The 20,223-nt window shown below is 48.8% G+C and carries 21 protein-coding genes; all 21 read left to right on the forward strand.

Annotated features, from left to right (window positions below; translation table 11 throughout):
- The first annotated feature begins 39 nt into the window (after positions 1-39).
- Positions 40-1,395 (forward strand): phosphoglucosamine mutase, encoded by a 1,356-nt coding sequence (gene glmM, locus QM657_RS07905; RefSeq protein WP_415066060.1) that lies wholly within the window; start codon positions 40-42, stop codon positions 1,393-1,395.
- Positions 1,396-1,540: 145 nt separating this feature from the next.
- Positions 1,541-2,737 carry a 5-bromo-4-chloroindolyl phosphate hydrolysis family protein gene (locus QM657_RS07910; protein WP_415066061.1) on the forward strand — a complete coding sequence of 399 codons (1,197 nt, stop codon included), beginning with the start codon at positions 1,541-1,543 and terminating at the stop codon, positions 2,735-2,737.
- Entirely contained in the window at positions 2,730-3,875 is a 1,146-nt protein-coding gene (locus QM657_RS07915; protein ID WP_415066062.1) for a toxic anion resistance protein, read from the forward strand. The genes QM657_RS07910 and QM657_RS07915 overlap by 8 nt, the downstream gene beginning before the upstream one ends.
- Before the next feature lie 321 nt (positions 3,876-4,196).
- Positions 4,197-5,405: an ABC transporter substrate-binding protein gene (locus tag QM657_RS07920; RefSeq protein WP_415066063.1), complete on the forward strand. Its 1,209-nt coding sequence runs from the start codon at positions 4,197-4,199 to the stop codon at positions 5,403-5,405.
- 94 nt (positions 5,406-5,499) lie between these two features.
- A complete protein-coding gene (locus tag QM657_RS07925) occupies positions 5,500-6,390 on the forward strand; it encodes a branched-chain amino acid ABC transporter permease (protein ID WP_415066064.1) in 891 nt (296 codons plus the stop codon).
- A gap of 11 nt (positions 6,391-6,401) precedes the next feature.
- A complete protein-coding gene (locus tag QM657_RS07930) occupies positions 6,402-7,418 on the forward strand; it encodes a branched-chain amino acid ABC transporter permease (RefSeq protein ID WP_415066065.1) in 1,017 nt (338 codons plus the stop codon).
- A 23-nt stretch (positions 7,419-7,441) separates the two neighbouring features.
- Positions 7,442-8,227, forward strand: coding sequence for an ABC transporter ATP-binding protein (locus QM657_RS07935; RefSeq protein WP_415066085.1), 786 nt, complete (start codon positions 7,442-7,444; stop codon positions 8,225-8,227).
- Positions 8,220-8,918 (forward strand): ABC transporter ATP-binding protein, encoded by a 699-nt coding sequence (locus tag QM657_RS07940; RefSeq protein ID WP_415066066.1) that lies wholly within the window; start codon positions 8,220-8,222, stop codon positions 8,916-8,918. Before QM657_RS07935 ends, QM657_RS07940 begins: the two co-directional genes overlap by 8 nt.
- Positions 8,919-8,930: 12 nt before the next feature.
- Complete coding sequence (locus QM657_RS07945; protein WP_415066067.1) at positions 8,931-9,593, forward strand: AAA family ATPase; 663 nt, start codon at positions 8,931-8,933, stop codon at positions 9,591-9,593.
- The gene (locus QM657_RS07950; protein WP_415066068.1) at positions 9,590-10,447 is read left to right on the forward strand and encodes an aminotransferase class IV; all 858 of its coding nucleotides are present in this window, start codon (positions 9,590-9,592) and stop codon (positions 10,445-10,447) included. The genes QM657_RS07945 and QM657_RS07950 overlap by 4 nt, the downstream gene beginning before the upstream one ends.
- A 9-nt stretch (positions 10,448-10,456) precedes the next feature.
- Entirely contained in the window at positions 10,457-11,545 is a 1,089-nt protein-coding gene (locus QM657_RS07955; RefSeq protein WP_415066069.1) for a DUF4392 domain-containing protein, read from the forward strand.
- Positions 11,533-12,222: a 5-oxoprolinase subunit PxpB gene (gene pxpB / locus QM657_RS07960; RefSeq protein ID WP_415066070.1), complete on the forward strand. Its 690-nt coding sequence runs from the start codon at positions 11,533-11,535 to the stop codon at positions 12,220-12,222. Before QM657_RS07955 ends, pxpB begins: the two co-directional genes overlap by 13 nt.
- A 4-nt stretch (positions 12,223-12,226) precedes the next feature.
- A complete protein-coding gene (locus QM657_RS07965; protein ID WP_415066071.1) occupies positions 12,227-13,255 on the forward strand; it encodes a biotin-dependent carboxyltransferase family protein in 1,029 nt (342 codons plus the stop codon).
- A gap of 6 nt (positions 13,256-13,261) precedes the next feature.
- Entirely contained in the window at positions 13,262-14,098 is an 837-nt protein-coding gene (locus QM657_RS07970) for a putative hydro-lyase (protein ID WP_415066072.1), read from the forward strand.
- A gap of 10 nt (positions 14,099-14,108) precedes the next feature.
- Positions 14,109-14,864: a LamB/YcsF family protein gene (locus QM657_RS07975; RefSeq protein ID WP_415066073.1), complete on the forward strand. Its 756-nt coding sequence runs from the start codon at positions 14,109-14,111 to the stop codon at positions 14,862-14,864.
- A 304-nt stretch (positions 14,865-15,168) separates the two neighbouring features.
- Positions 15,169-16,833, forward strand: a complete 1,665-nt coding sequence (gene leuA / locus QM657_RS07980; protein ID WP_415066074.1) for a 2-isopropylmalate synthase — start codon at positions 15,169-15,171, stop codon at positions 16,831-16,833.
- A 135-nt stretch (positions 16,834-16,968) separates the two neighbouring features.
- Complete coding sequence (gene hisB / locus QM657_RS07985) at positions 16,969-17,559, forward strand: imidazoleglycerol-phosphate dehydratase HisB (RefSeq protein ID WP_415066075.1); 591 nt, start codon at positions 16,969-16,971, stop codon at positions 17,557-17,559.
- Between the two features lie 139 nt (positions 17,560-17,698).
- The gene (locus QM657_RS07990; RefSeq protein WP_415066076.1) at positions 17,699-18,577 is read left to right on the forward strand and encodes a VOC family protein; all 879 of its coding nucleotides are present in this window, start codon (positions 17,699-17,701) and stop codon (positions 18,575-18,577) included.
- A 51-nt stretch (positions 18,578-18,628) separates the two neighbouring features.
- Positions 18,629-19,171 (forward strand): DUF4256 domain-containing protein, encoded by a 543-nt coding sequence (locus QM657_RS07995; protein WP_415066077.1) that lies wholly within the window; start codon positions 18,629-18,631, stop codon positions 19,169-19,171.
- Between the two features lie 34 nt (positions 19,172-19,205).
- Positions 19,206-19,805 (forward strand): DUF1697 domain-containing protein, encoded by a 600-nt coding sequence (locus QM657_RS08000; protein WP_415066079.1) that lies wholly within the window; start codon positions 19,206-19,208, stop codon positions 19,803-19,805.
- Positions 19,806-19,977: 172 nt separating this feature from the next.
- The coding region (locus QM657_RS08005; RefSeq protein WP_415066081.1) for a hypothetical protein at positions 19,978-20,223 on the forward strand (246 nt) is incomplete at its 3' end.

The following is a 20,223-nucleotide window of genomic DNA, read 5'->3' on the forward strand; positions in this document are numbered from 1 at the left end:
TTTATAACAGCAGCAGAATAAGCAAAGAGGAGATAGAAGATGGGAAAATATTTTGGAACAGACGGCTTCCGGGGTGAGGCTAACGTGGATCTGACCGTTGAAGCGGCCTATGAGGTAGGCCGCTTTTTGGGTTGGTATTATGGACAGAAAAATCCGGAGGAACCCTGTACGGTTGTAATCGGAAAGGACACAAGGCGCAGCAGCTACATGTTTGAGTATTCACTGGTCGCAGGCCTTACAGCTTCCGGAGCCGATGTTTACCTGCTTCACGTTACGACCACCCCCAGCGTTTCCTATGTGGTGCGCACAGAAGGCTTTTCCTGCGGAATCATGATTTCCGCCAGCCACAATCCCTATTACGACAACGGAATCAAGGTGATCAATGAAAGGGGAGAAAAGCTGGAAGAGGATGTGATCGTGGAGATCGAAGCATACTTGGACGGAGAAAAAGGGGAGCTTCCTCTTGCCAAGCGGGATAAGATCGGACGCACCGTGGATTTTGCCGCAGGAAGGAACCGTTATATCGGCTATCTGATTTCCACCGCAACCAGGTCCTTTAAAAATAAAAAGGTGGCCCTGGACTGTGCAAACGGCAGCGCCTCTGCCATCGCTAAAAACGTGTTTGACGCTCTGGGAGCCGAGACTTATGTCATCAGCAATTCCCCTAACGGCTTGAATATCAATACAGACTGCGGTTCCACCCACATCGAGCACCTCCAGAGGGTTGTAAAGGAAGTGAAGGCTGACGTGGGATTTGCCTACGACGGCGATGCGGACCGGTGTATTGCGGTGGATGAAAACGGAAACGTGGTGGATGGAGATGCCATCTTATACATCTGCGGCAAGTACATGAAGGAGCAGGGAACTCTAAAGAACAACAAGGTGGTTACCACCATCATGTCCAACTTCGGATTATACAAGGCCTTTGAGAGAGAGGGCATTGAGTATGATAAGACGGCAGTAGGCGATAAGTACGTGTATGAAAACATGGTGACTTACGGAAACTGTCTGGGCGGCGAACAGTCCGGCCACATTATTTTCAGCAAACACGCCACCACAGGGGACGGCATTCTGACCTCCTTAAAGGTGATGGAGGTTCTTTTGGAGAAGAAGGAGAGCCTTGCCAAGCTGGTTTCCGAGCTTGAAATCTATCCTCAGGTCCTTAAAAATGTCCGTGTTCACGACAAGACTGCCGCTCAGGATGATGAGGCGGTGCAGGCAGAGGTGAAGAAGGTTGCCGAAAGCCTGGGACAGGATGGAAGAATCCTGCTGCGCCAGTCCGGAACAGAGCCGGTGGTGCGGGTCATGGTGGAGGCATCGGAGCTGGAAACCTGCGAAAGATGTGTGAATCAGGTTATTGAAGTCATGAAGCAGAGAGGCCACCTCCTTTCCTGACCGATTTAAGATCATAAAACGCCGCCGGAAGGAAGGGTCAGCCCTTTGTTCCGGCGGCGTTTGGCAAATCGAACTTTCTTGTAAACAGGAGTGATTCGTGGTATGATAAAAGCTGCACAATGTTTGATTTTGGGAGACCAGGACAATGGATAATAAAGACTTTTCAAATTTAGGAGAACAGATCCGGGATTCGGTGCAGGACGCCATTGATTCCATGGATTTTAAGCAATTGAATAAAACCATATCCGCCACAGTCAATTTTGCCCTGGAGGAGGCCAGAGACCATATGGTGAAAAAGCCGCCGAAGGCAGAAGGGCCGGGCTACAAGCCTTTTCAGACGAGCTATGAGCCCCGCGTTCCCCAAAAGGGAGAGCTGGTGTCAGTGAATCAGACGGGCCGTGTGGCGGGAATCCTCTATACGGTGTTTGGCAGCATTGGTCTGGGAATCATGCTTCTGGTGCTTTTGGTGGTGTGGATTCTGGCGCTGGTGGCAGAGCCTGTTTTCTGGGCAGTGACCGGCACTTCGGTTTTTTTGCTGGCAATGGCAGGCGGGTTTGGCCTCATGCTTAAGGCAGGCATATCCATGAGCGGACGGTTAAAGCGGGCTAAACTCTATATGAGACAAGCCGGAAAGCGGATGTACTGCGGGATCGAGGAACTGGCAGGGGCTGTCGGAAAGTCGAAGGACTATGTGGTAAAAGATTTGCAGAAGATGATTAAGCTTGGAACCCTGGGAAAGGCTTATCTCGATGAGAAAAAGACATGCCTCATCCTTGGCGATGCTTCTTACCGGCAGTATCTGGAATCCCAGAAAGCCCTTAAGGAAAGGGAACGGGTACAAGCTCTGGAGGAACAGGCGAAAAAGAAAGAAGCCGGAAGCTTTAAGAGAAATAAAGAGCTGGAACAGATGATGGCGGAAGGACAGAACTATTTGAAGATTCTGCGGGAAGCCAATGATGCCATTCCGGGAGAGGTGATTTCCGGGAAGATTTCCCGGCTGGAGGATGTGATACGCCGGATTTTTGATACGGTTTCCCAGCATCCGGAGCAGATGGATGAGATGGAACGGTTTATGGATTATTACCTTCCCACCACGGCCAAGCTGGTGACCACGTACCGGGATTTTGACCGGACCGGTTCCCAGGGGGCTAATATTGCCTCTGCCAAGGCGGAGATCGAGGGAACTTTAGACACTATTAACAGGGCTTTTGAGCAGCTTCTTGATGATCTTTATCAGGACGCTGCCCTGGACATCAGCACCGATGCCTCCGTCCTACAGACAATGCTGAAACAGGATGGCTGGGCAGGAAGTGATTTTACAGGAGGAAAGAAACATGAGTAAGGACATTGAAGCGATGTTAAAGGAAGGACCGGAACTGACTCTGGGACCCTTGGAGGAGACTGTTTTGGAATTAAAAACCGAGGGCGCCGAACTGGCGGTGGAAGAAGCGCCAAAGGAAGTGCTGACGCCTGAGGAAGAAAAGCAGGTGGCTGATTTTGCGGCCAAAATTGATTTAAAGGATTCAAACCTGGTTCTTCAATACGGAGCAGGAGCCCAGAAAAAGATCGCTGATTTTTCCGAGTCAGCCCTTGACAATGTAAAGTCAAAGGACTTGGGAGAAGTGGGGCAGATGCTGTCCCAGGTGGTGACAGAGCTGAGGGGCTTTGAAACAGAGGAAGAGGAAAAGGGCTTTTTCGGCCTGTTTAAGAAGGGTGCAAACCGCCTGGAAGGGATGAAAGCCAAGTACGCCAAGGCGGAAACCAATGTGAACCAGATCAGCAAGGTTTTACAGAATCATCAGATTCAGCTTTTAAAAGACGTGGCCCTGCTGGACAAGATGTACGATTTGAATACGGTTTATTTTAAAGAGCTCACCATGTATATTCTGGCGGGAAAGAGAAAGCTTGAAAAGGTACGCCGGGAAGAGCTTCCGGTGCTGATGGATAAAGCGCAAAGGAGCGGTCTTCCGGAGGATGCACAGGCAGCCAATGACCTGGCCTCCATGTGCGGACGGTTTGAAAAGAAGCTGCACGATTTGGAGCTCACCCGGATGATATCCATTCAGATGGCTCCCCAGATCCGTCTCGTTCAGAATAACGATACATTAATGACGGAAAAGATTCAGTCCACCCTGGTGAATACCATCCCCTTATGGAAAAGCCAGATGGTCCTGGCCATCGGCATCAACCATTCCGAGCAGGCGGCCAGAGCCCAGCGTGAGGTTTCTGATATGACCAACGAGCTGCTGAGAAAGAATGCGGAGGTATTAAAGACCTCCACCATTCAGACGGCCAAGGAGTCAGAGCGGGGAATCGTGGACATGGAAACCCTTAAAAAGACCAATGAATCCCTGATCACAACTCTGGATGAAGTCGTACGGATTCAGGAAGAGGGAAGGGCCAGACGCCGGGAGGCGGAAAGCGAGCTGGGCAGGCTGGAAGGCGAGTTAAAGGCAAAGCTTTTGCAGATGAGCCGGTAAGACTTGTAAAAACATTTTACGGCAGAATTTGGGCTTCCGGTTTTGAATCAGCGGAAATTGGGGCTGTAAAGTTAAGAAAATCAGGTTATGACCGTGAAAAACATGGAAGTGGCAAAATCCCTTGAATTTAAAAAGCGGGGATGCTATAATGCCACCAACATATCAGACGAGAGAACGAAGGAGTCTCAAGCGTACAAAAGTACGGTTGCGGCTTCTTTTTTATTTCATGGAGAACGAGGAGGTTTCCCCTGCATTTTGCGGGAAACCTCCTTGTTTTGATTCTGCCCGTCTGAATGATAAAAGATTGAGGAGGAAGCGATTATGAAAAAAAGGTTATTATCAGCAGCTTTTACGGCAGCAATGGCGGCAGCACTTCTTGCCGGATGCGGCTCATCCGCACAGCAGAGCGCTGCAGGAGGAAGTACAGCACCGGCGGCAGCCTCTGCCCAGGGAGGGGACGGCAAAACCATTAAAATCGGTGTGTTCGGCCCTGTCACAGGAGGTTCTGCTGTCTATGGGGAGGGAGCCCAGAATGCAATCGATATGGCGGTGGAAGAAATCAACTCCGGAGATTTGGGCTATAAGGTGGAAATTGTAAACGGCGGAAAAATCGTGGATGACGGCGGCGATGCCAAGCAGGCGATCAATGCCTACAACAGCCTGATGAAGGAAGAGCCCGGCGCCATCGTGGGAAGCTTCTTTTCTTCTGTCACCCTTCCCGTTGCCGAACAGGCTTCTAAAGATAATATGCTCCTTCTCGCAACAGGGGCTACCAATAAAGACGTGACTTTAAAGGGCGCCACCATTTTCAGGAACTGCTTTATCGACCCCTATCAGGGCAAGATGGCGGCCCAGTTTGCAAAGGAAAAGGGCTGGACGAAAGCTGCTGTTATTTACGCAAAAGATGATGATTACTCCAACGGCTTAAAGGATGCATTTATTGAAAATGCAAAGGCCAGCGGAATTGAAGTTGTATATGTGGGCGAATGCACCACAAAGGATACGGACTTTTCGTCCCAGACCTCTCAGGTCGTGGCAAAGGGAGCGGATTTCCTGTTTTACCCCGCATTTCTTGATACGGTTCCTCTTCTGATCGGCGCGGCAAGGGATGCAGGCTTTGAGGGCGCAGTCATGGGCGGTGATGGCTGGGATGGAACGGATACGGCAGGCTTTGAAGACAAATTTGAAAACTGTTATTTCACCAACCACTATTCTTCCGAGGATACGGCTCCGGCTGTCGTCAACTTTGTATCCAAGTATACGGAAAAGTACGGTACAGAAAGCTTAAACGCCTGTGCGGCTCTTTACTACGATGCCATTTACATGGTGGCGGAGGCTGCCAAGAACGGTGGCGCATCTGATACGGCTTCCCTGGTAAAGGGGATGACGGGAATGACTTTTACGGGTGTGGGAGGAACCTTTACCATGGATGGCAACGGCGACCCGGAGAAATCCGTGGCGATCAATACCTTTGAAGGCGGCAAGGTGAAATGGCTTATGACTCTTTCACCGGAAGGAACAAAGAAATAAATCTTGCAGGAAGGTCTGAAAAAAAGATAAGGAGATGTGCATAAAGGCTTAAAAACCTTTGGTGCACATTTTCCTTTTGAGAAAGGAAGGTCCTATGACATTTTCATTATTCTTTCAAAGCCTGATAAACGGACTGAACCAGGGCGCTATCTACGCTTTGATCGCACTGGGCTATACCATGGTGTACGGAATCATCCGCATGATCAACTTTGCTCACGGCGATTTTATCATGATTGGAGCTTATACCCTGTTTTACACCATTCCTTTGATGACTCACGCAGGAATGCCGGCCTGGCTTTCCGTGTTTCTTGCAGTGGTCATCTGCGCGGCGGTGGGAGTTCTGGTTGAGGTGATCGCTTATAAGCCGGTCCGCAAGGCAGGCTCCATGTCAGCCCTTATTACGGCCCTGGCCATGAGCCTGTTTCTTGAAAATCTGGCTATGGTCCTCTTTGGGGCGAAACCCCAAAATGTCCAGAAGATATTTGATCTGCCCTCCGTAAACCTGCTGGGAGCGGCTCTTCCCTTAAATGTTATTTTAACCATCTGTATCGGAATCCTTATGATGGCAGGGCTTCAGTTGTTTATCAAGAATACGAGAATGGGCAAGGCCATGCGGGCGGTGCCCCAGGACCGGGATGCTTCTATCCTGGCTGGAATCAATGTGGATAAGGTGATCACCATGACCTTTGCCATCGGTTCCGGTCTGGCCGCAGTTGCAGCCCTTATGTACTGCGCCAAATACCCCCGTGTCACCAATGATATGGGCTCCATGATGGGGCTTAAGGCCTTTATTGCCGCTGTCCTTGGAGGCATCGGAATCATTCCCGGCGCCATGCTTGGAGGAATCCTTGTGGGCCTTATTGAAATTTTTGTAAAGCTCTTTGCACCGGGCTGGTATGAGGCTATTACCTATGCTATACTGATCGTAATTCTTTTGGTGAAACCGTCCGGCATTCTCGGCAAGAATGTGGGCGAGAAAGTGTGAGGGGGCGGATCATGGAAAAGAGGTTTAAAGTTTCGTATTTTTTTAATTTCCTTGGTGTACTGGCGGTCTTTTTCCTGCTTGTCCTGCTTTTTGAAAACGGTGCTTTCGGCAAGTCCACCCAGTATTTTAAGGGAATCAGCACCACGGCCTGTTATACCATCATCATGGTGGCTTCCTTAAACCTGGTGGTAGGCTGTATGGGTGAATTTTCCCTGGGCCATGCGGGCTTTGTATCGGTGGGGGCGTATGCTTCGGCCATTGTGTCCAATGGGCTTACAGGAAAAGGGCTTCCTGATATAGCCTTATTTCTGATTGCCCTTTTAGCAGGAGGAATTGCGGCCGGTATGACAGGGGTTTTGGTGGGAATTCCGGCTCTCCGTTTAAGAGGGGATTATCTTGCCATTGTGACCATCGCCTTTGCAGAGATTATCCGGGTGCTTTTCTGCAACTTAACGATTACAGGCGGCGGAAAGACCATGAGCGGCATTTTAAAGCTTTCCAACTTTTACTGGAGTTTCTGGGTCATGGTCATATGCGTTACCGTCATGTACATGTATGTGCGTAGCCGGTTTGGCAGAACTGTGAAGGCCATCCGGGAGGATTACATAGCGGCGGCGGCTTCAGGAATCAATGTGACTTATTATAAAGTCCTCACCTTTACCGTAGCCGCCTTTTTTGCAGGAATCGGCGGGGGTGTTTACGCCCATTACATGACAGCCATGATTCCCACTAATTTTAACTTCATGTACTCTGCGGAGCTTCTTTCCGAGGTTATTATCGGAGGAATCGGCTCCCTTACGGGCTCCATCATCGGTGCGGCTTTTCTTTCTTCCCTTCCTGAGATGATGCGCCAGTTCTCCCAGTACCGGATGCTGGCATACTCAGTCGTTCTGGTGATGGTCATGATCTTTAAGCCGGGCGGCATCTTTGGAGCGTGGGAATTTTCCCTCATCCGTATCTATGACCGGCTGACAGATAAAGATGGCAGCGGGAAAAAGGGCCGGAAAAATACAGAAGGGGGTGTGTAAATATGGCAGGGACGGAAGGAACCATGCCGGTATTAAGGGCACAGAACCTGGGAATCCAGTTCGGCGGCTTAAAGGCGGTGGACAGCTTTAATATGGAAATCGGAGAGTCGGAGCTGGTAGGGCTCATCGGGCCAAACGGTGCGGGAAAGACAACTGTGTTCAACCTGATCACCGGTGTTTACAAACCTACGGAAGGGTCTTTTTACTTAAACGGGCAGCGGATGAATGGAAAAAAGACTCATCAGATCGTTGGTGCAGGAATTGCGAGAACATTTCAAAATATCCGGTTATTTAAAAAAATGACTGTGATCGATAACGTCAAGGCAGCCATGGGAGCCAAACTTTCCTATAACTTATTCCACGCGGTTTTCCGCACCTCCGCCTACTGGAAGCAGGAGAAGGAGCTGACAAAGAGGGCGAAAGAGCTGCTTGAGATCGTGCATTTAAAGGGAAAAGAGGATTATGAAGCGGGAAATCTTCCCTATGGGGAACAGAGGCGCCTGGAAATAGCCAGGGCCCTGGCTACGGATATGAAGCTCCTTCTTCTCGATGAGCCTGCGGCAGGGATGAATCCTACGGAAACGGAGGAGCTTTTGGATATCATCAACTACATCCGGGATGAATTTAAGATTTCCGTGCTTCTCATCGAGCATGATATGAGTCTGGTCATGAAAATCTGTGAGAGGATTCAAGTTCTCGATTTCGGCACCACCATTGCAGCCGGGACTCCGCAGGAGATTGCCAATCATCCAAAGGTCATTGAAGCCTATTTGGGTAAAGACGATGAGGAGGTAGAGGAAGATGCTTAAGGTAACGAATCTGGCAGTGTCTTACGGGGCCGTTGAAGCCATTCACGGCGTATCCTTAGAAGTCCATGACGGAGAAATCGTTTCCCTCATCGGGGCCAACGGGGCGGGAAAGACCACCATTTTAAGGACCATTTCAGGGTTAAAAAAGGCAGACAGGGGAGAGATCAGCTTTGACGGGGCCGACCTGATAAAAACAGAACCCAGCAAAATCATCAGTTTAAAGCTGGCCCATGTGCCGGAAGGGCGGCATATTTTTGCCCAGATGACCGTAGAGGAGAACTTGGAAATGGGCGCCTTTACCGATGGAAAAGACATGGCAGCCAATATGGAAGATGTATTTGAACGGTTTCCCAGGCTGAAAGAGCGGAAAAAACAGTTGGCAGGGACCCTGTCCGGCGGCGAACAGCAGATGCTCGCCGTAGGCCGTGCCCTCATGGCAAAGCCTAAAATGATCCTCATGGATGAGCCGTCCATGGGACTTTCTCCGCTGCTGGTAAAGGAGATATTTTCAATTATCAGGGAAGTGAACAAAAAAGGAATCACCATTTTACTGGTGGAACAGAATGCGAAAATGGCCTTATCCGTATCAAACCGGGCATATGTTATGGAGACGGGGAAGATCACCATTGAAGGCAATGCCAAAGATCTGTTAAAGGATGACCGGGTAAAGAAAGCATATCTTGGACAATAGGAGGCTGCGACCATGGAGGAGAATAAGAAGTATTTTGCCGTCGCCATTACCCGCACCTGCGGGAGCGGAGGCGGAAGCTATATAGGAAAAAAGCTGGCGGCTGATTACGGGATCGATGTATATGACAGAAAGCTTCTGCGCCTGGCATCGGATGACAGCGGGATCAATGAAACCATATTTGCCAATGCAGATGAAAATACGAAAAAGACCTTTTTATACCGCGCCTCAAGAAGAGTTTACAACGGCGAAACCATTCCAAGGGAAAGCGGAAATTTTCCATCGGATCAAAAGCTTTTTAATTATCAGGCAAAGGTTTTGCAGGAGCTTCTCCATCACGAATCCTATGTCTGCATCGGCCGGGCGGCAGATTTTGTCTTAAAGGATGAGCCCAATGTGGTGTCCGTATATCTGGATGCGCCCTGGGAATTCCGCTTGAAAAGAGAGATGGAGCGGCAGGGGATATCCGAACAGGAGGCTGCAAAATACATAGACAGACTGGATAAGTACAGGAGTTCCTACTATGTGTACCATACCGGCAGGATGTGGAAAAACCCTGAAAATTACGATCTCTGTCTCGATACGGAAAGCCTGGGGCTGGACAATTGCGTGGAATTAATAAAAAAATATGTGGAGCTGAAATTTGGGATTGGCCCAAGTGTGAAGGAGACAGTATGAAAGAGCTTGCTTATTATGACGGGAAGATCGGAAGCCCGGAGGAACTGATGGTTCCCTTTCAGGACCGGGTTCATTTTTTTGGAGACGGCGTTTACGATGCCACTGTTGGAGGAAATCACAGGGTATTTCTCATGCAGGAGCATCTGGACCGTTTTTACTCCAGCGCAAAGGCTTTGGATATTAAGATTCCCATGGAAAAGGAGGCGTTTGGAGCGCTTTTGACGGAGCTTCTTTCCATGGTGGAAGGGGAGACTCATTTTGTGTACTGGCAGGTCACAAGAGGGGCGGCTCCCAGAGATCATGTTTATGATGAGACAATGACCGGAAAGCTGTGGGTCATGATAAGGCCCAATAAGCTGCGGGACCCCGATGTGCCCGTCAGCCTCATAACAAGGGAAGACACCCGGTTTTTTCACTGCAATATTAAGACCTTAAACCTGATTCCCTCTGTCATCGCCTCTCAGGAGGCTTTAAAGGCGGGAGCCATGGAAACGGTCTTGCACAGAGGGGACACGGTTACGGAGTGCGCTCACAGCAATGTTTCCATTTTAAAAAACGGAACCTTCATTTCCCATCCTAATGACAATCTGATCCTTCGGGGAATCGCAAAGACCCATATGATAGAGGCCTGCTACAGGCTCGGCATTCAGGTTTTGGAGAGGGCCTTTACCCTGGAGGAGCTGATGGATGCCGATGAGATCATTGTGACCTCTTCTTCCAACTTCTGTCTCCATGCAGATATGATTGACGGAAAGCCGGCAGGAGGGAAAGACCCGGAAACCTTAAAGCGGATTCAGGATGCTGTTTTGGAAGAATACCTGGAGTATACAGGCAAAACGAGCATATTCGATTAGGAGTTTAAGATGGACAGAGGCGAGCTGGAAAAAAGAAATGTGGGGGAAAACCTGGATGCTCTTATGAATTTAGACCCCAGAGGATATGGCGTGTGCCGGATTCTCTACGCCGGAAGCCGGGAGCAGATGGGAGAGCCTCTTACCATGAGAGCGGCTGAGAAGCTGTGTGAAACGGTAAAGGAAAACGATCTCGTTTATATTCTGACGGGATTTGTGCTGCTGCCTCATAAAAAGCCGGAGATGGATGGCATGGTCAGTTCCCTGCTGCTGGCGCGGGCTCTGGTCATGGCTTTCGGGGCAAAGCCTGTCATCATCTGCCCGGAGGATTGTGTGAAATCCGTAAAAAAATGTGCCGGTGTGGTAGGCCTTCATATATATCAGGATATAGAGGAAGTCAAAGCGCTTCCTTACAGCATGGGAGTGGCGGCCTTTACAAAAAATCCGGCCAGGGCGGAAATCGAAGCAAAATGGCTGATAAAAGAAGCCCCTCCTGGAGCGGTGATCTCCGTGGAAGCCCCTGGTCCCAATGAAAAAGGCGTTTATCACAATGCAGCCGGAAACGATGTGACGGAGCTGGAAGCCAAGACAGACGTGCTGTGGGAAATGCTTCGCAAAAAGGGAATCTTAAACATTGCCATCGGTGATCTGGGCAATGAGATCGGCATGGGAGCCATTGCAGACCATATTAAAAAGTATATTCCCTTTGCCGGTTCCGGAGAATGTGTGTGCGGCTGCAAAGGCGGAATTTTAGCGGCCAGCAGGGCAGACCATGTGATCACGGCCACCTGCTCCGACTGGGGCTGTTACGGTTTGATCGCTGCACTGGCTTACTTAAAGCGGGATATGGAGATTCTCCATCGGGAAGAAATGGAAGCAGAGCTGATGAGAGTGGCATCGAGAACCGGGCTGATCGATATGACAGGCTCTCTGGTTCCCGGAATCGACGGGTTCAACACCCGGCTCAACACCGGAATCGTCAGCCTGATGCGCCAGTGTACGGCTTATGCGGTACGGTATTCCCATAATTCCGATCACTGGTTTGGTTCTGTACTGGAAAAAGGGTTCTTTGAAGAAAGGGATAGAGTATGGTTCAGATAAAGCCGGTTGGCGACTGCGGCGCCCTGGTGGAGTTAGGCGATTCCATCAGCGAGGCGGTAAACTCGAAGGTAATGGAATTAAACCAAAAAATCAATGGGCTTTCATTGGAGGGAATTCTTGAAACAGTGCCTGCCTTTTGTTCTGTTCTCGTTTTCTATGATCCTTTGAAAACGGATTATGAGGCGGTGTCAAAGGTTCTCTTTCAACTGGCAGAGTCACTGGAAGCCAGGGCAGGGACAGGAGGAAGGCTGGTGGAGATTCCGGTCTGCTACGGAGGCAGCTTTGGGCCGGATATCTCTTTTGTAGCGGAGCATGGAAAGATCACGCAGGAAGAGGTGATCCGGATTCACTGCGGCAGGGATTACCGCATTTTTATGCTGGGATTTCTTCCGGGATTTCCCTACCTTGGGGGGATGGATGAACGGATTTTTACACCCCGGTTAAAAACGCCCAGAACCAGGATTTTAGCGGGCAGTGTGGGAATCGGCGGAGAGCAGACGGGAATTTACCCCATGGACTCTCCGGGAGGCTGGCAGTTGATCGGGCGCACGCCTTACCGCCTTTTTAAACCGGAAGAGGCGGGAAAGCCTCTTTATGAAGCCGGTGATTCCATTCGTTTTGTGCCCATCAGTCAGGAAGAATTTGAAGAAATAAGCAGAAAGCAGGAAAAGGGGTGATCGGGTGGGATTTGAGATATTGCGTCCGGGAGCTTTATCCACGGTTCAGGATAAAGGGAGAAGAGGCTTTTTAAGCCAGGGATTTCAGGAAAGCGGAGCCTGTGATAAGTATTCCATGAAGCTGGCCAATCTCCTTGCCGGGAACTTGGAAGAACCGGAGACAGCGGCAGTTATCGAATTTACACTAAAGGGCGGCGAGCTCCGTTTTACCTCTGATGAGATCATCGCCCTCACAGGCGCAGATATGAAGCCCTGTGTAAACAAAAGTCCAATTCCCATGTTTTCTCCGGTCCTGGTGCACAAGGGAGATATTCTGACCATGGAACTTGCCGTTTCCGGCCTGCGGACTTATATGGCTGTTTACGGAGGAATCCAGGTGCCTTCTGTCATGGGAAGCCGTTCCACCAATTTAAAATGCCGCATAGGCGGGCTGGAAGGGAGGCAGCTTCTGGAAGGGGATTGCCTGGAATCAGGGAGCGGCAGCCGGCAGTTTAAGAAAACAGCCAAAAGATTAAAAGGAAATAAAGGGCTGGCATCAATGGGAGAAATTGAACCGTGGATGCGCCGTTCTTCAACGCCTTACCGCTTTTATGAAAATGCCCCCGTGGTTTTACTTCGTGCAGTGATGGGGCCTCAGGAAGATGCATTTACAGACCTGGGACTCAACACTCTGGTAAGAAATCTTTTCCGGTTGAGCAGTGACTGTGACCGCATGGCCTGCAGGCTGGAAGGAGAGCCCATAGAAATGAAGGATGGAGCTGACATAATATCTGATGGGATTGCAGAAGGTTCGGTTCAGGTATCGTCTGACCGGCTTCCAATGGTCCTGATGGCAGACCATCAGACCACCGGAGGATATGCGAAAATTGCCACGGTGATCAGCACGGATATTCCTGCCCTGGCTCAGTTAAAGCCGGGGGAATGGGTGGCCTTTCAGTATGTGAGCCCAGATGAGGCCGTGGCAATTTGCCGGAAGGAAGCAGAAAAGCTGGGGAAGCTGAAGGAATGGCTGATGAATACCGTTTACCGGTAAATTGTCATGAGACAGGAAAGAGGGGAAGAAAGCATGGGATTTGAATACATGGATAAGGAACCAGAGGAAGTCCGCCGCCTGATCAGGGAAGGTGTGATCCAAAGCCCTACTACCGGAATGTGCGGCGGATATGCCCAGGGAAATCTGGTGGTTCTTCCTCAGGAGCTGGCCTGGGATTTTCTCTTGTTCTGTCAGAGAAATCCCAGGTCCTGCCCTCTTTTGGAAGTATCGGATGCGGGAAGCAGGAGCTTTCCCCTGACGGCAAAGGGAAGCGATATCACAAAGGATATCCCCAGATACCGGGTGTATGAATACGGGATTTGTACCGGTGAATACACCGATGTATCGGAATTATTTGAAGAATATCAGAAAAACCGGGGAAAGCTGGTGAGCTTTCTCATCGGATGCAGCTTTTCTTTTGAAACAGCACTTTTGGAAGCGGGAATTCCGGTGAGGCAGATTGAGGAGGGAGTCAATGTCCCCATGTTTTATACCGACATTCCCTGCATACCGGCAGGGGTGTTTTCCGGAAATATGGTGGTGAGCATGAGACCCATTCCCCATCATCAGGTTTCCGGGGCAGTTGCCATCACCGCTTCCATGCCGAGGGTTCACGGGGCTCCTGTCCACATCGGTTATCCGGAAGTCCTTGGAATAAAAGATATCAGCAAGCCGGATTTTGGAGACTCCGTGACCGTATATGACGGAGAAGTGCCTGTTTTCTGGCCTTGCGGGGTAACGCCTCAGGCAGTGGTCATGAACAGCAAGCCGCCCTTTGTGATCACCCATTCTCCGGGACACATGTTTATTACGGATTTGAAAAATGCGGAATTAAAAAATTAGAGGTGAGAATATGCCGGTCATTGATTTGAATTGCGATTTAGGAGAGAGCTTCGGCGCTTATAAAATGGGCCTTGATGAAGAGGTACTGCCTTTTGTCACATCAGCCAATATTGCCTGCGGCTTTCATGGGGGAGACCCTGTAGTGATGGAACAGACCGTGGCCTTGTGCAAAAAATACGGCGTGAGAGCAGGGGCCCATCCGGGTTTTCCCGATCTGGCAGGGTTTGGAAGGCGGAACATGAGTCTTTCGCCCGGAGAGGTAAAAGCCAGTGTCATGTATCAGGTCGGCGCTTTAAGCGCTTTCTGCAAAGGAGCCGGAGTCAGGCTCTGCCATGTAAAGCCCCACGGTGCATTGTATAATATGGCGGTAAAGGATTATGAACTGGCAAAAGCCATCTGCCAGGCCATAAAAGAAGTGGATGACAGTCTGGTTCTCCTGGCTCTCAGCAACAGTGAGATGCTTCGGGCGGCAGAGGATATGGGGATATCTGCTGCAAGTGAAGTATTTGCGGACAGGGCTTATGAAAGGGACGGAAGTCTGGTTTCCAGAAGCCGGAAGGGTTCCATGATTGAGGATGAGGAATTGGCGGTAAACCGGGTGATCCGGATGGCAAAAGAAGGGGTCGTGGAAGCCATTGATGGAAGTGCGGTTTCCATTAAGGCGGACTCTGTATGCGTTCACGGGGATGGATTGAAGGCCCTGGAATTTGTAAAAAAGATAAGAAAAGGCCTTCTGGAAGCGGGGATTGAAGTGAAAAGCTTTTAGATATGCCAAAATATATGTGCTGGAAGAAAAAATATTTTTTGGTTGTAAGTCATTTTTTTTCGTGCTATAATAACTTAACATTTTACCTGAGGCCCATATTTTGGCTTAGGTAGGTGATTTTAACGAAAAGGAATGATGATAGATGGGGTTAGACCTATAAAAACCACGTTGTTCATTGTCTGGAAATACAGCGTGATTTATCGACTCCAAAGCCTGTGACGGTTTTTTTAGGAAGAAGAATTTTAAAGGCTGACCGTAGAGGGCCGGATTTACAGACGACTTATATTATGGAGGAGATAAGATTATGTTGAATTATCAGAGATATAAAAGAGTGCCGGTAATTGATTACCCGCAAAGACAGTGGCCAAATAAAGAGATTGAGAAAGCGCCTATTTGGTGCAGCGTTGATTTGAGAGATGGAAATCAGGCGTTGGTAGAGCCTATGGTGGTGGAAGAAAAGGTGGAGATGTTCAACCTTTTGCTGAAGCTGGGCTTTAAGGAGATTGAGGTCGGTTTTCCGGCAGCTTCCCAGATTGAGTTTGATTTCTTAAGACAGCTTGTGGAAAGAAAGCTGATTCCTGATGATGTGGTGATTCAGGTTCTCGTTCAGTGCCGGGAGCACTTGATCAAAAGAACTTTTGAGGCCCTTCAGGGAGTTAAAAAGGCCATTGTACACATTTACAATTCCACTTCTACTTTGCAGAGAGATGTTGTTTTCAACAAGAACATGGAAGAGATCAAGGAGATCGCTGTCCAGGGTGCAGAGTGGGTGAAACAGTATATGCAGGGCTTTGACGGAGAAGTGATTTTAGAGTATTCTCCTGAGAGCTTTACAGGAACAGAGTTAGAATATGCCCTTGAAGTCAGTACAGCAGTACAGGAGGCATGGGGCGCTACAGCGGATAAGAAGATCATTATCAATCTTCCTTCCACCGTGGAGATGACAACACCTAACGTTTATGCGGACCAGATTGAATGGATGAACTCCCATTTCAAGAACAGGGAAAGCGTTATTTTAAGCATTCATCCTCATAATGACAGAGGAACCGGCATTGCAGCCGCAGAGCAGGCATTGCTGGCAGGAGCCGACAGAGTGGAAGGCACGCTCTTTGGAAACGGAGAACGTACCGGTAACGTGGATTTGACGGTTCTGGCTTATAATATGTTTTCTCAGGGAATCAATCCGGAACTGAACATCGAGAATGTGCGGGAGCTGGTAGACGTTTTCGAGCGCTGCACCAAGATGGAAATAGGACCGAGGCATCCTTATGCAGGAAAGCTGGTCTTCACCGCGTTCTCCGGTTCTCACCAGGATGCCATCAACAAGGGCGTTCAGGCTATGAACGAGAGAAAGAACCAGTACTGGGAGGTTCCTTATCTTCCTATCGATCCGGCGGATATCGGCAGGCAGTATGAGCCGGTTGTGCGGATCAACAGCCAGTCCGGCAAGGGCGGTGTCGCTTTTGTTATGGATACCTTCTACGGCTTCAAGCTTCCAAAGGGAATGCACAAGGAATTTGCCGATGTGATTCAGGCCATTTCCGAAAAGCAGGGTGAGGTTGCTCCAGAGCAGATCATGCAGGAATTCAAGGACAATTACACAGAAAAGAAAGAACCTATCCACTTCCGCAAAGCGCAGATTACGGAAGCAGAAGACGATACAGCGTTCTCAACAGCAGTCAAGGTACGCTATACCGATCACGGCGTAGAGAAGGTATTTGAAGGTGTCGGAAACGGACCTATTGATGCGATACAGAAGGGACTGGAGAAAGAGCTTGGCATTGAAATCCGGGTTCTGGATTACAACGAGCATGCGCTCACTTCCGGTTCAGCAGCTCAGGCGGCTTCTTATATCCACTTACTGGATGTGAAAACAGGCCGGACCACTTATGGCGTGGGCATCAGCTCCAACATTACCAGAGCGTCCATCAGAGGTATTTTCAGTGCAGTGAACCGTTTATTCTATTAATATACAGATTACATGGCCAGCCTTTTTTGAAAGGGCTGGCCTTATTTTTACCGTTGCCTGGATTTCAATAATATGGTATGCTTGGTAACAAGAAACGGCTGTACAAACCATCCGGAGCATGAGGAGGAAACAAAAATGGAGCCAAGAATTGCGCATATAAAAAGGACAACAAAGGAGACGGATATCGCTCTGACTCTCAATTTAGACGGGACAGGCATTTGCAGTTCCAATACAGGAATCGGATTTTTTGACCATATGATCGATGGATTGGCCCGTCACGGACTTTTTGACATTGATCTGGTGTGCAGGGGAGATTTGCATGTGGATTCTCATCATACCATAGAGGATGTGGGCATTGTCCTTGGAATGGCACTTAAGAAAGCCCTTGGTGAAAAGAAGGGAATTAAACGCTATGGGAACTTTTTCCTTCCCATGGATGAGACTCTGATGCTGTGCGCCATTGATTTGTCCGGAAGGCCGTATTTTGAATGGGATGTCAATTTCACAGTGCCTAAAATCGGAGATGTGGATACGGAGATGATCCGGGACTTCTTCTATGCGGTTTCCTATTCCGGAGAAATGAATCTTCATTTAAAGCAGATGAGCGGATTTAACAACCACCATATCGCAGAGGGAAGCTTTAAGGCATTTGCAAAAGCTCTCGATATGGCTACGATGTATGAATCGAGGATCGACGGAGTGTGGTCCACAAAAGGGGTTCTGTAATAAGGTAATGGAGGAGACAGCCGTTGATTTAAAGCATTTGATCAGCGGCTGTTGTATCATTATCCTTGATTTTGTGTCAGTATCTGCAATAGCAGAAAAATATATGGTTACAATAATAAAAAATCAGGAGGTTGACGGTATGCAGAAAATAATTCCCCATTTATGGTATGACAAAGAAGCACTGGAGGCGGCAACGTGGTATACAAAACTCTTTGAGGATTCCAAAATCATTCAAACCAGCATTATTTCCGATACGCCGTCAGGCGATGCAGAGACGGTTGATTTTCAGCTTGCAGGCATGAGGTTTTGCGCCATCAGTGCCGGACCTTACTTTTCTCTCAACCCTTCCATTTCCCTTATGGTCGCCTGCACCAGCCCGGAGGAGGTGGACCGGCTCCACTCCAGCCTTTCTGAGGGTGGGATAGAACTGATGCCTTTGGGAGAGTATCCTTTCAGCAGGCGGTATGCCTGGGTGCAGGACAAGTTCGGCCTTAGCTGGCAGCTCATGCTGGTTGACTCTGACAAAGAGCAGCAGAGAATCAGGCTGGACCTGCTGTTTGCGGGAGAGGCCTGCGGAAAGGCAGAAGAAGCCCTGGATTATTATGCTTCGGTTTTTAAAGGAGCTAAAAAGGGGTATGTGAATTATTATCAGGCTGGAGAGACTCCGGAGAAACGGGCAGTGATAAACTACGGAGAGCTGAATGTGGAAGGAAATCAGATGGTCATTATGGATCATGGGATGGGCGGAGAGTTTACCTTTAATGAAGCCTTTTCTTTGATGATTTCATGTAAAGATCAGGAGGAAATTGATTATTTTTCAGATAAGCTTTCCTTTGTTCCTGAGTCAGAGCAGTGCGGCTGGGTGAAGGACCAGTTCGGTCTGTCCTGGCAGATCGTGCCTGAAAATATGGATGAGATTATGGAGAGAGCTACGGAAGATGGAAGAAAGCGGATTATGGATGCGCTTTTAAAGATGAAAAGGCTGGATATAGCTGCCCTTATAAAGGCTGGAGAATAGAGAAAGAGGCAGGTATCGGCCAGCTTAAGCCCAGGTAAAGGAGGCGATTTTATGTCAAATTCAGAACTGCTTAATGTATTGGAGAACCGTTTTCATGCTCATATGGAACGCCATCAGGGGCTGGAATGGGAGAACGTGAGGAAACGTCTGGAGTCTGATGCGGAAAAACTTCGTTCCCTCGGTGAGATGGAAAGAACCGGCGGAGAACCGGATGTGGTGGGATATGATGGAGAAACGGGAGAGTATATTTTTTATGACTGCTCTGCCGAAACTCCAATGGGCCGAAAAAACACGTGTTATGACCCTGATGGACAGGCGCAGAGGGAGAAAAAGGGAGTGTATCCGGAAGGAAGCGCTGTCGGCATGGCAGCTTCCATGGGAATTGAGATTCTGACAGAGGAAGAATACCGGGAATTGCAGAAGCTTGGGGAATTTGATCTCAAGACTTCTACCTGGGTGAAGACTCCTTCTGATATCAGGAAGCTGGGAGGCGCCCTTTTTATGGACCGCCGTTACGGACACGTTTTTGTATACCATAACAGTGCCCCCTCTTTTTACAGCTCCAGAGGGTTTCGGGGAGTGCTGAAAGTGTGAATCTTGGTATTTTTGCAGTGAAAAGGCAGCCGTTGTGACAGGGCTGCCTTTTCAATCAATCGGGATTGATGAGAAAATAAAGAAAGGCGGGCTGCCGGTGGGAAGGTATATTATTTTGCTGCGCGGGATCAACGTGGGAGGAAAGAACAGGGTGCCCATGCCTGAACTGAAGAAGTACCTGGAAGAAAACGGGTTTCAGGATGTGATCACATATATAAACAGCGGAAATATCATTTTTTCCAGTGATAACACTGATGAGAAAAAATTAAAAGAGGAATGTGAAGCGATAATTTTGAATAAGTTTCAATTAAACATTTTGGTTGGGATCATATCTGCGGCTGACTTACTGGATGCCCTTGATCATGCTCCGGCCTGGTGGGGAGAGGATGGGGAGTCAAAGCATAATGCGATTTTTGTGATACCGCCTGTGACTGCAGAAGAGGTGTTTCAGGAAGTGGGAGAAATCAAGCCGGAATATGAAGCGGTTGATTATTATGGCAGAGTCATTTTCTGGTCGGCACCTGTTAAAACCTTTTCAAGAACACGGTGGTCGAAGATCGTGGGTTCTTGTGTATATGACAGCGTTACCATCAGAAATGCGAATACTGTGAAGAAGATATCGCAGCTTGTTTAAGTAATGTGTGGCGGCGTAAATGAGGGGGAAGCTGAGGAAATGAAAAGCAGGAACTGTATAGAGGTGTGAAAACAATCAAAAATGTTGTAATTAAAACCTATCGGTGGTAAAATATGGTTATCAGTAAGTCCCGACTACCCCATTCAGACGAATGGAGAACAGGAGGTGTGAGATGAGATCATCAGAAAAGAGAATCGCCGAACTGGAACAAAGAGTAGCCCATTTGGAAAGTGTTGTAAAGGGCTTTGAAATGAGTTTTGAAACAGGTCTTGAAACAGAAAGGCCAAAATCGATGCAGAATCTGGTACAGAATCCAATACAGAACCCTACACAGAACCCAATACAGGACTCGATACAGAATCCGGTACAGAATCCAATACAGAACCCTACACAGAACCCAATACAGGACTCGATACAG

It is taken from the genome of Lacrimispora sp. (genome assembly GCF_047605665.1).
Classification (GTDB): domain Bacteria; phylum Bacillota; class Clostridia; order Lachnospirales; family Lachnospiraceae; genus Lacrimispora.

Coding starts and splice junctions, on each gene's coding strand:
- glmM (WP_415066060.1), top strand. CDS start 40: ATGGGAAAATATTTTGGAACAGACGGCTTCCGGGGTGAGGCTAACGTG.
- QM657_RS07910 (WP_415066061.1), top strand. CDS start 1,541: ATGGATAATAAAGACTTTTCAAATTTAGGAGAACAGATCCGGGATTCG.
- QM657_RS07915 (WP_415066062.1), top strand. CDS start 2,730: ATGAGTAAGGACATTGAAGCGATGTTAAAGGAAGGACCGGAACTGACT.
- QM657_RS07920 (WP_415066063.1), top strand. CDS start 4,197: ATGAAAAAAAGGTTATTATCAGCAGCTTTTACGGCAGCAATGGCGGCA.
- QM657_RS07925 (WP_415066064.1), top strand. CDS start 5,500: ATGACATTTTCATTATTCTTTCAAAGCCTGATAAACGGACTGAACCAG.
- QM657_RS07930 (WP_415066065.1), top strand. CDS start 6,402: ATGGAAAAGAGGTTTAAAGTTTCGTATTTTTTTAATTTCCTTGGTGTA.
- QM657_RS07935 (WP_415066085.1), top strand. CDS start 7,442: ATGCCGGTATTAAGGGCACAGAACCTGGGAATCCAGTTCGGCGGCTTA.
- QM657_RS07940 (WP_415066066.1), top strand. CDS start 8,220: ATGCTTAAGGTAACGAATCTGGCAGTGTCTTACGGGGCCGTTGAAGCC.
- QM657_RS07945 (WP_415066067.1), top strand. CDS start 8,931: ATGGAGGAGAATAAGAAGTATTTTGCCGTCGCCATTACCCGCACCTGC.
- QM657_RS07950 (WP_415066068.1), top strand. CDS start 9,590: ATGAAAGAGCTTGCTTATTATGACGGGAAGATCGGAAGCCCGGAGGAA.
- QM657_RS07955 (WP_415066069.1), top strand. CDS start 10,457: ATGGACAGAGGCGAGCTGGAAAAAAGAAATGTGGGGGAAAACCTGGAT.
- pxpB (WP_415066070.1), top strand. CDS start 11,533: ATGGTTCAGATAAAGCCGGTTGGCGACTGCGGCGCCCTGGTGGAGTTA.
- QM657_RS07970 (WP_415066072.1), top strand. CDS start 13,262: ATGAGACAGGAAAGAGGGGAAGAAAGCATGGGATTTGAATACATGGAT.
- QM657_RS07975 (WP_415066073.1), top strand. CDS start 14,109: ATGCCGGTCATTGATTTGAATTGCGATTTAGGAGAGAGCTTCGGCGCT.
- leuA (WP_415066074.1), top strand. CDS start 15,169: ATGTTGAATTATCAGAGATATAAAAGAGTGCCGGTAATTGATTACCCG.
- hisB (WP_415066075.1), top strand. CDS start 16,969: ATGGAGCCAAGAATTGCGCATATAAAAAGGACAACAAAGGAGACGGAT.
- QM657_RS07990 (WP_415066076.1), top strand. CDS start 17,699: ATGCAGAAAATAATTCCCCATTTATGGTATGACAAAGAAGCACTGGAG.
- QM657_RS07995 (WP_415066077.1), top strand. CDS start 18,629: ATGTCAAATTCAGAACTGCTTAATGTATTGGAGAACCGTTTTCATGCT.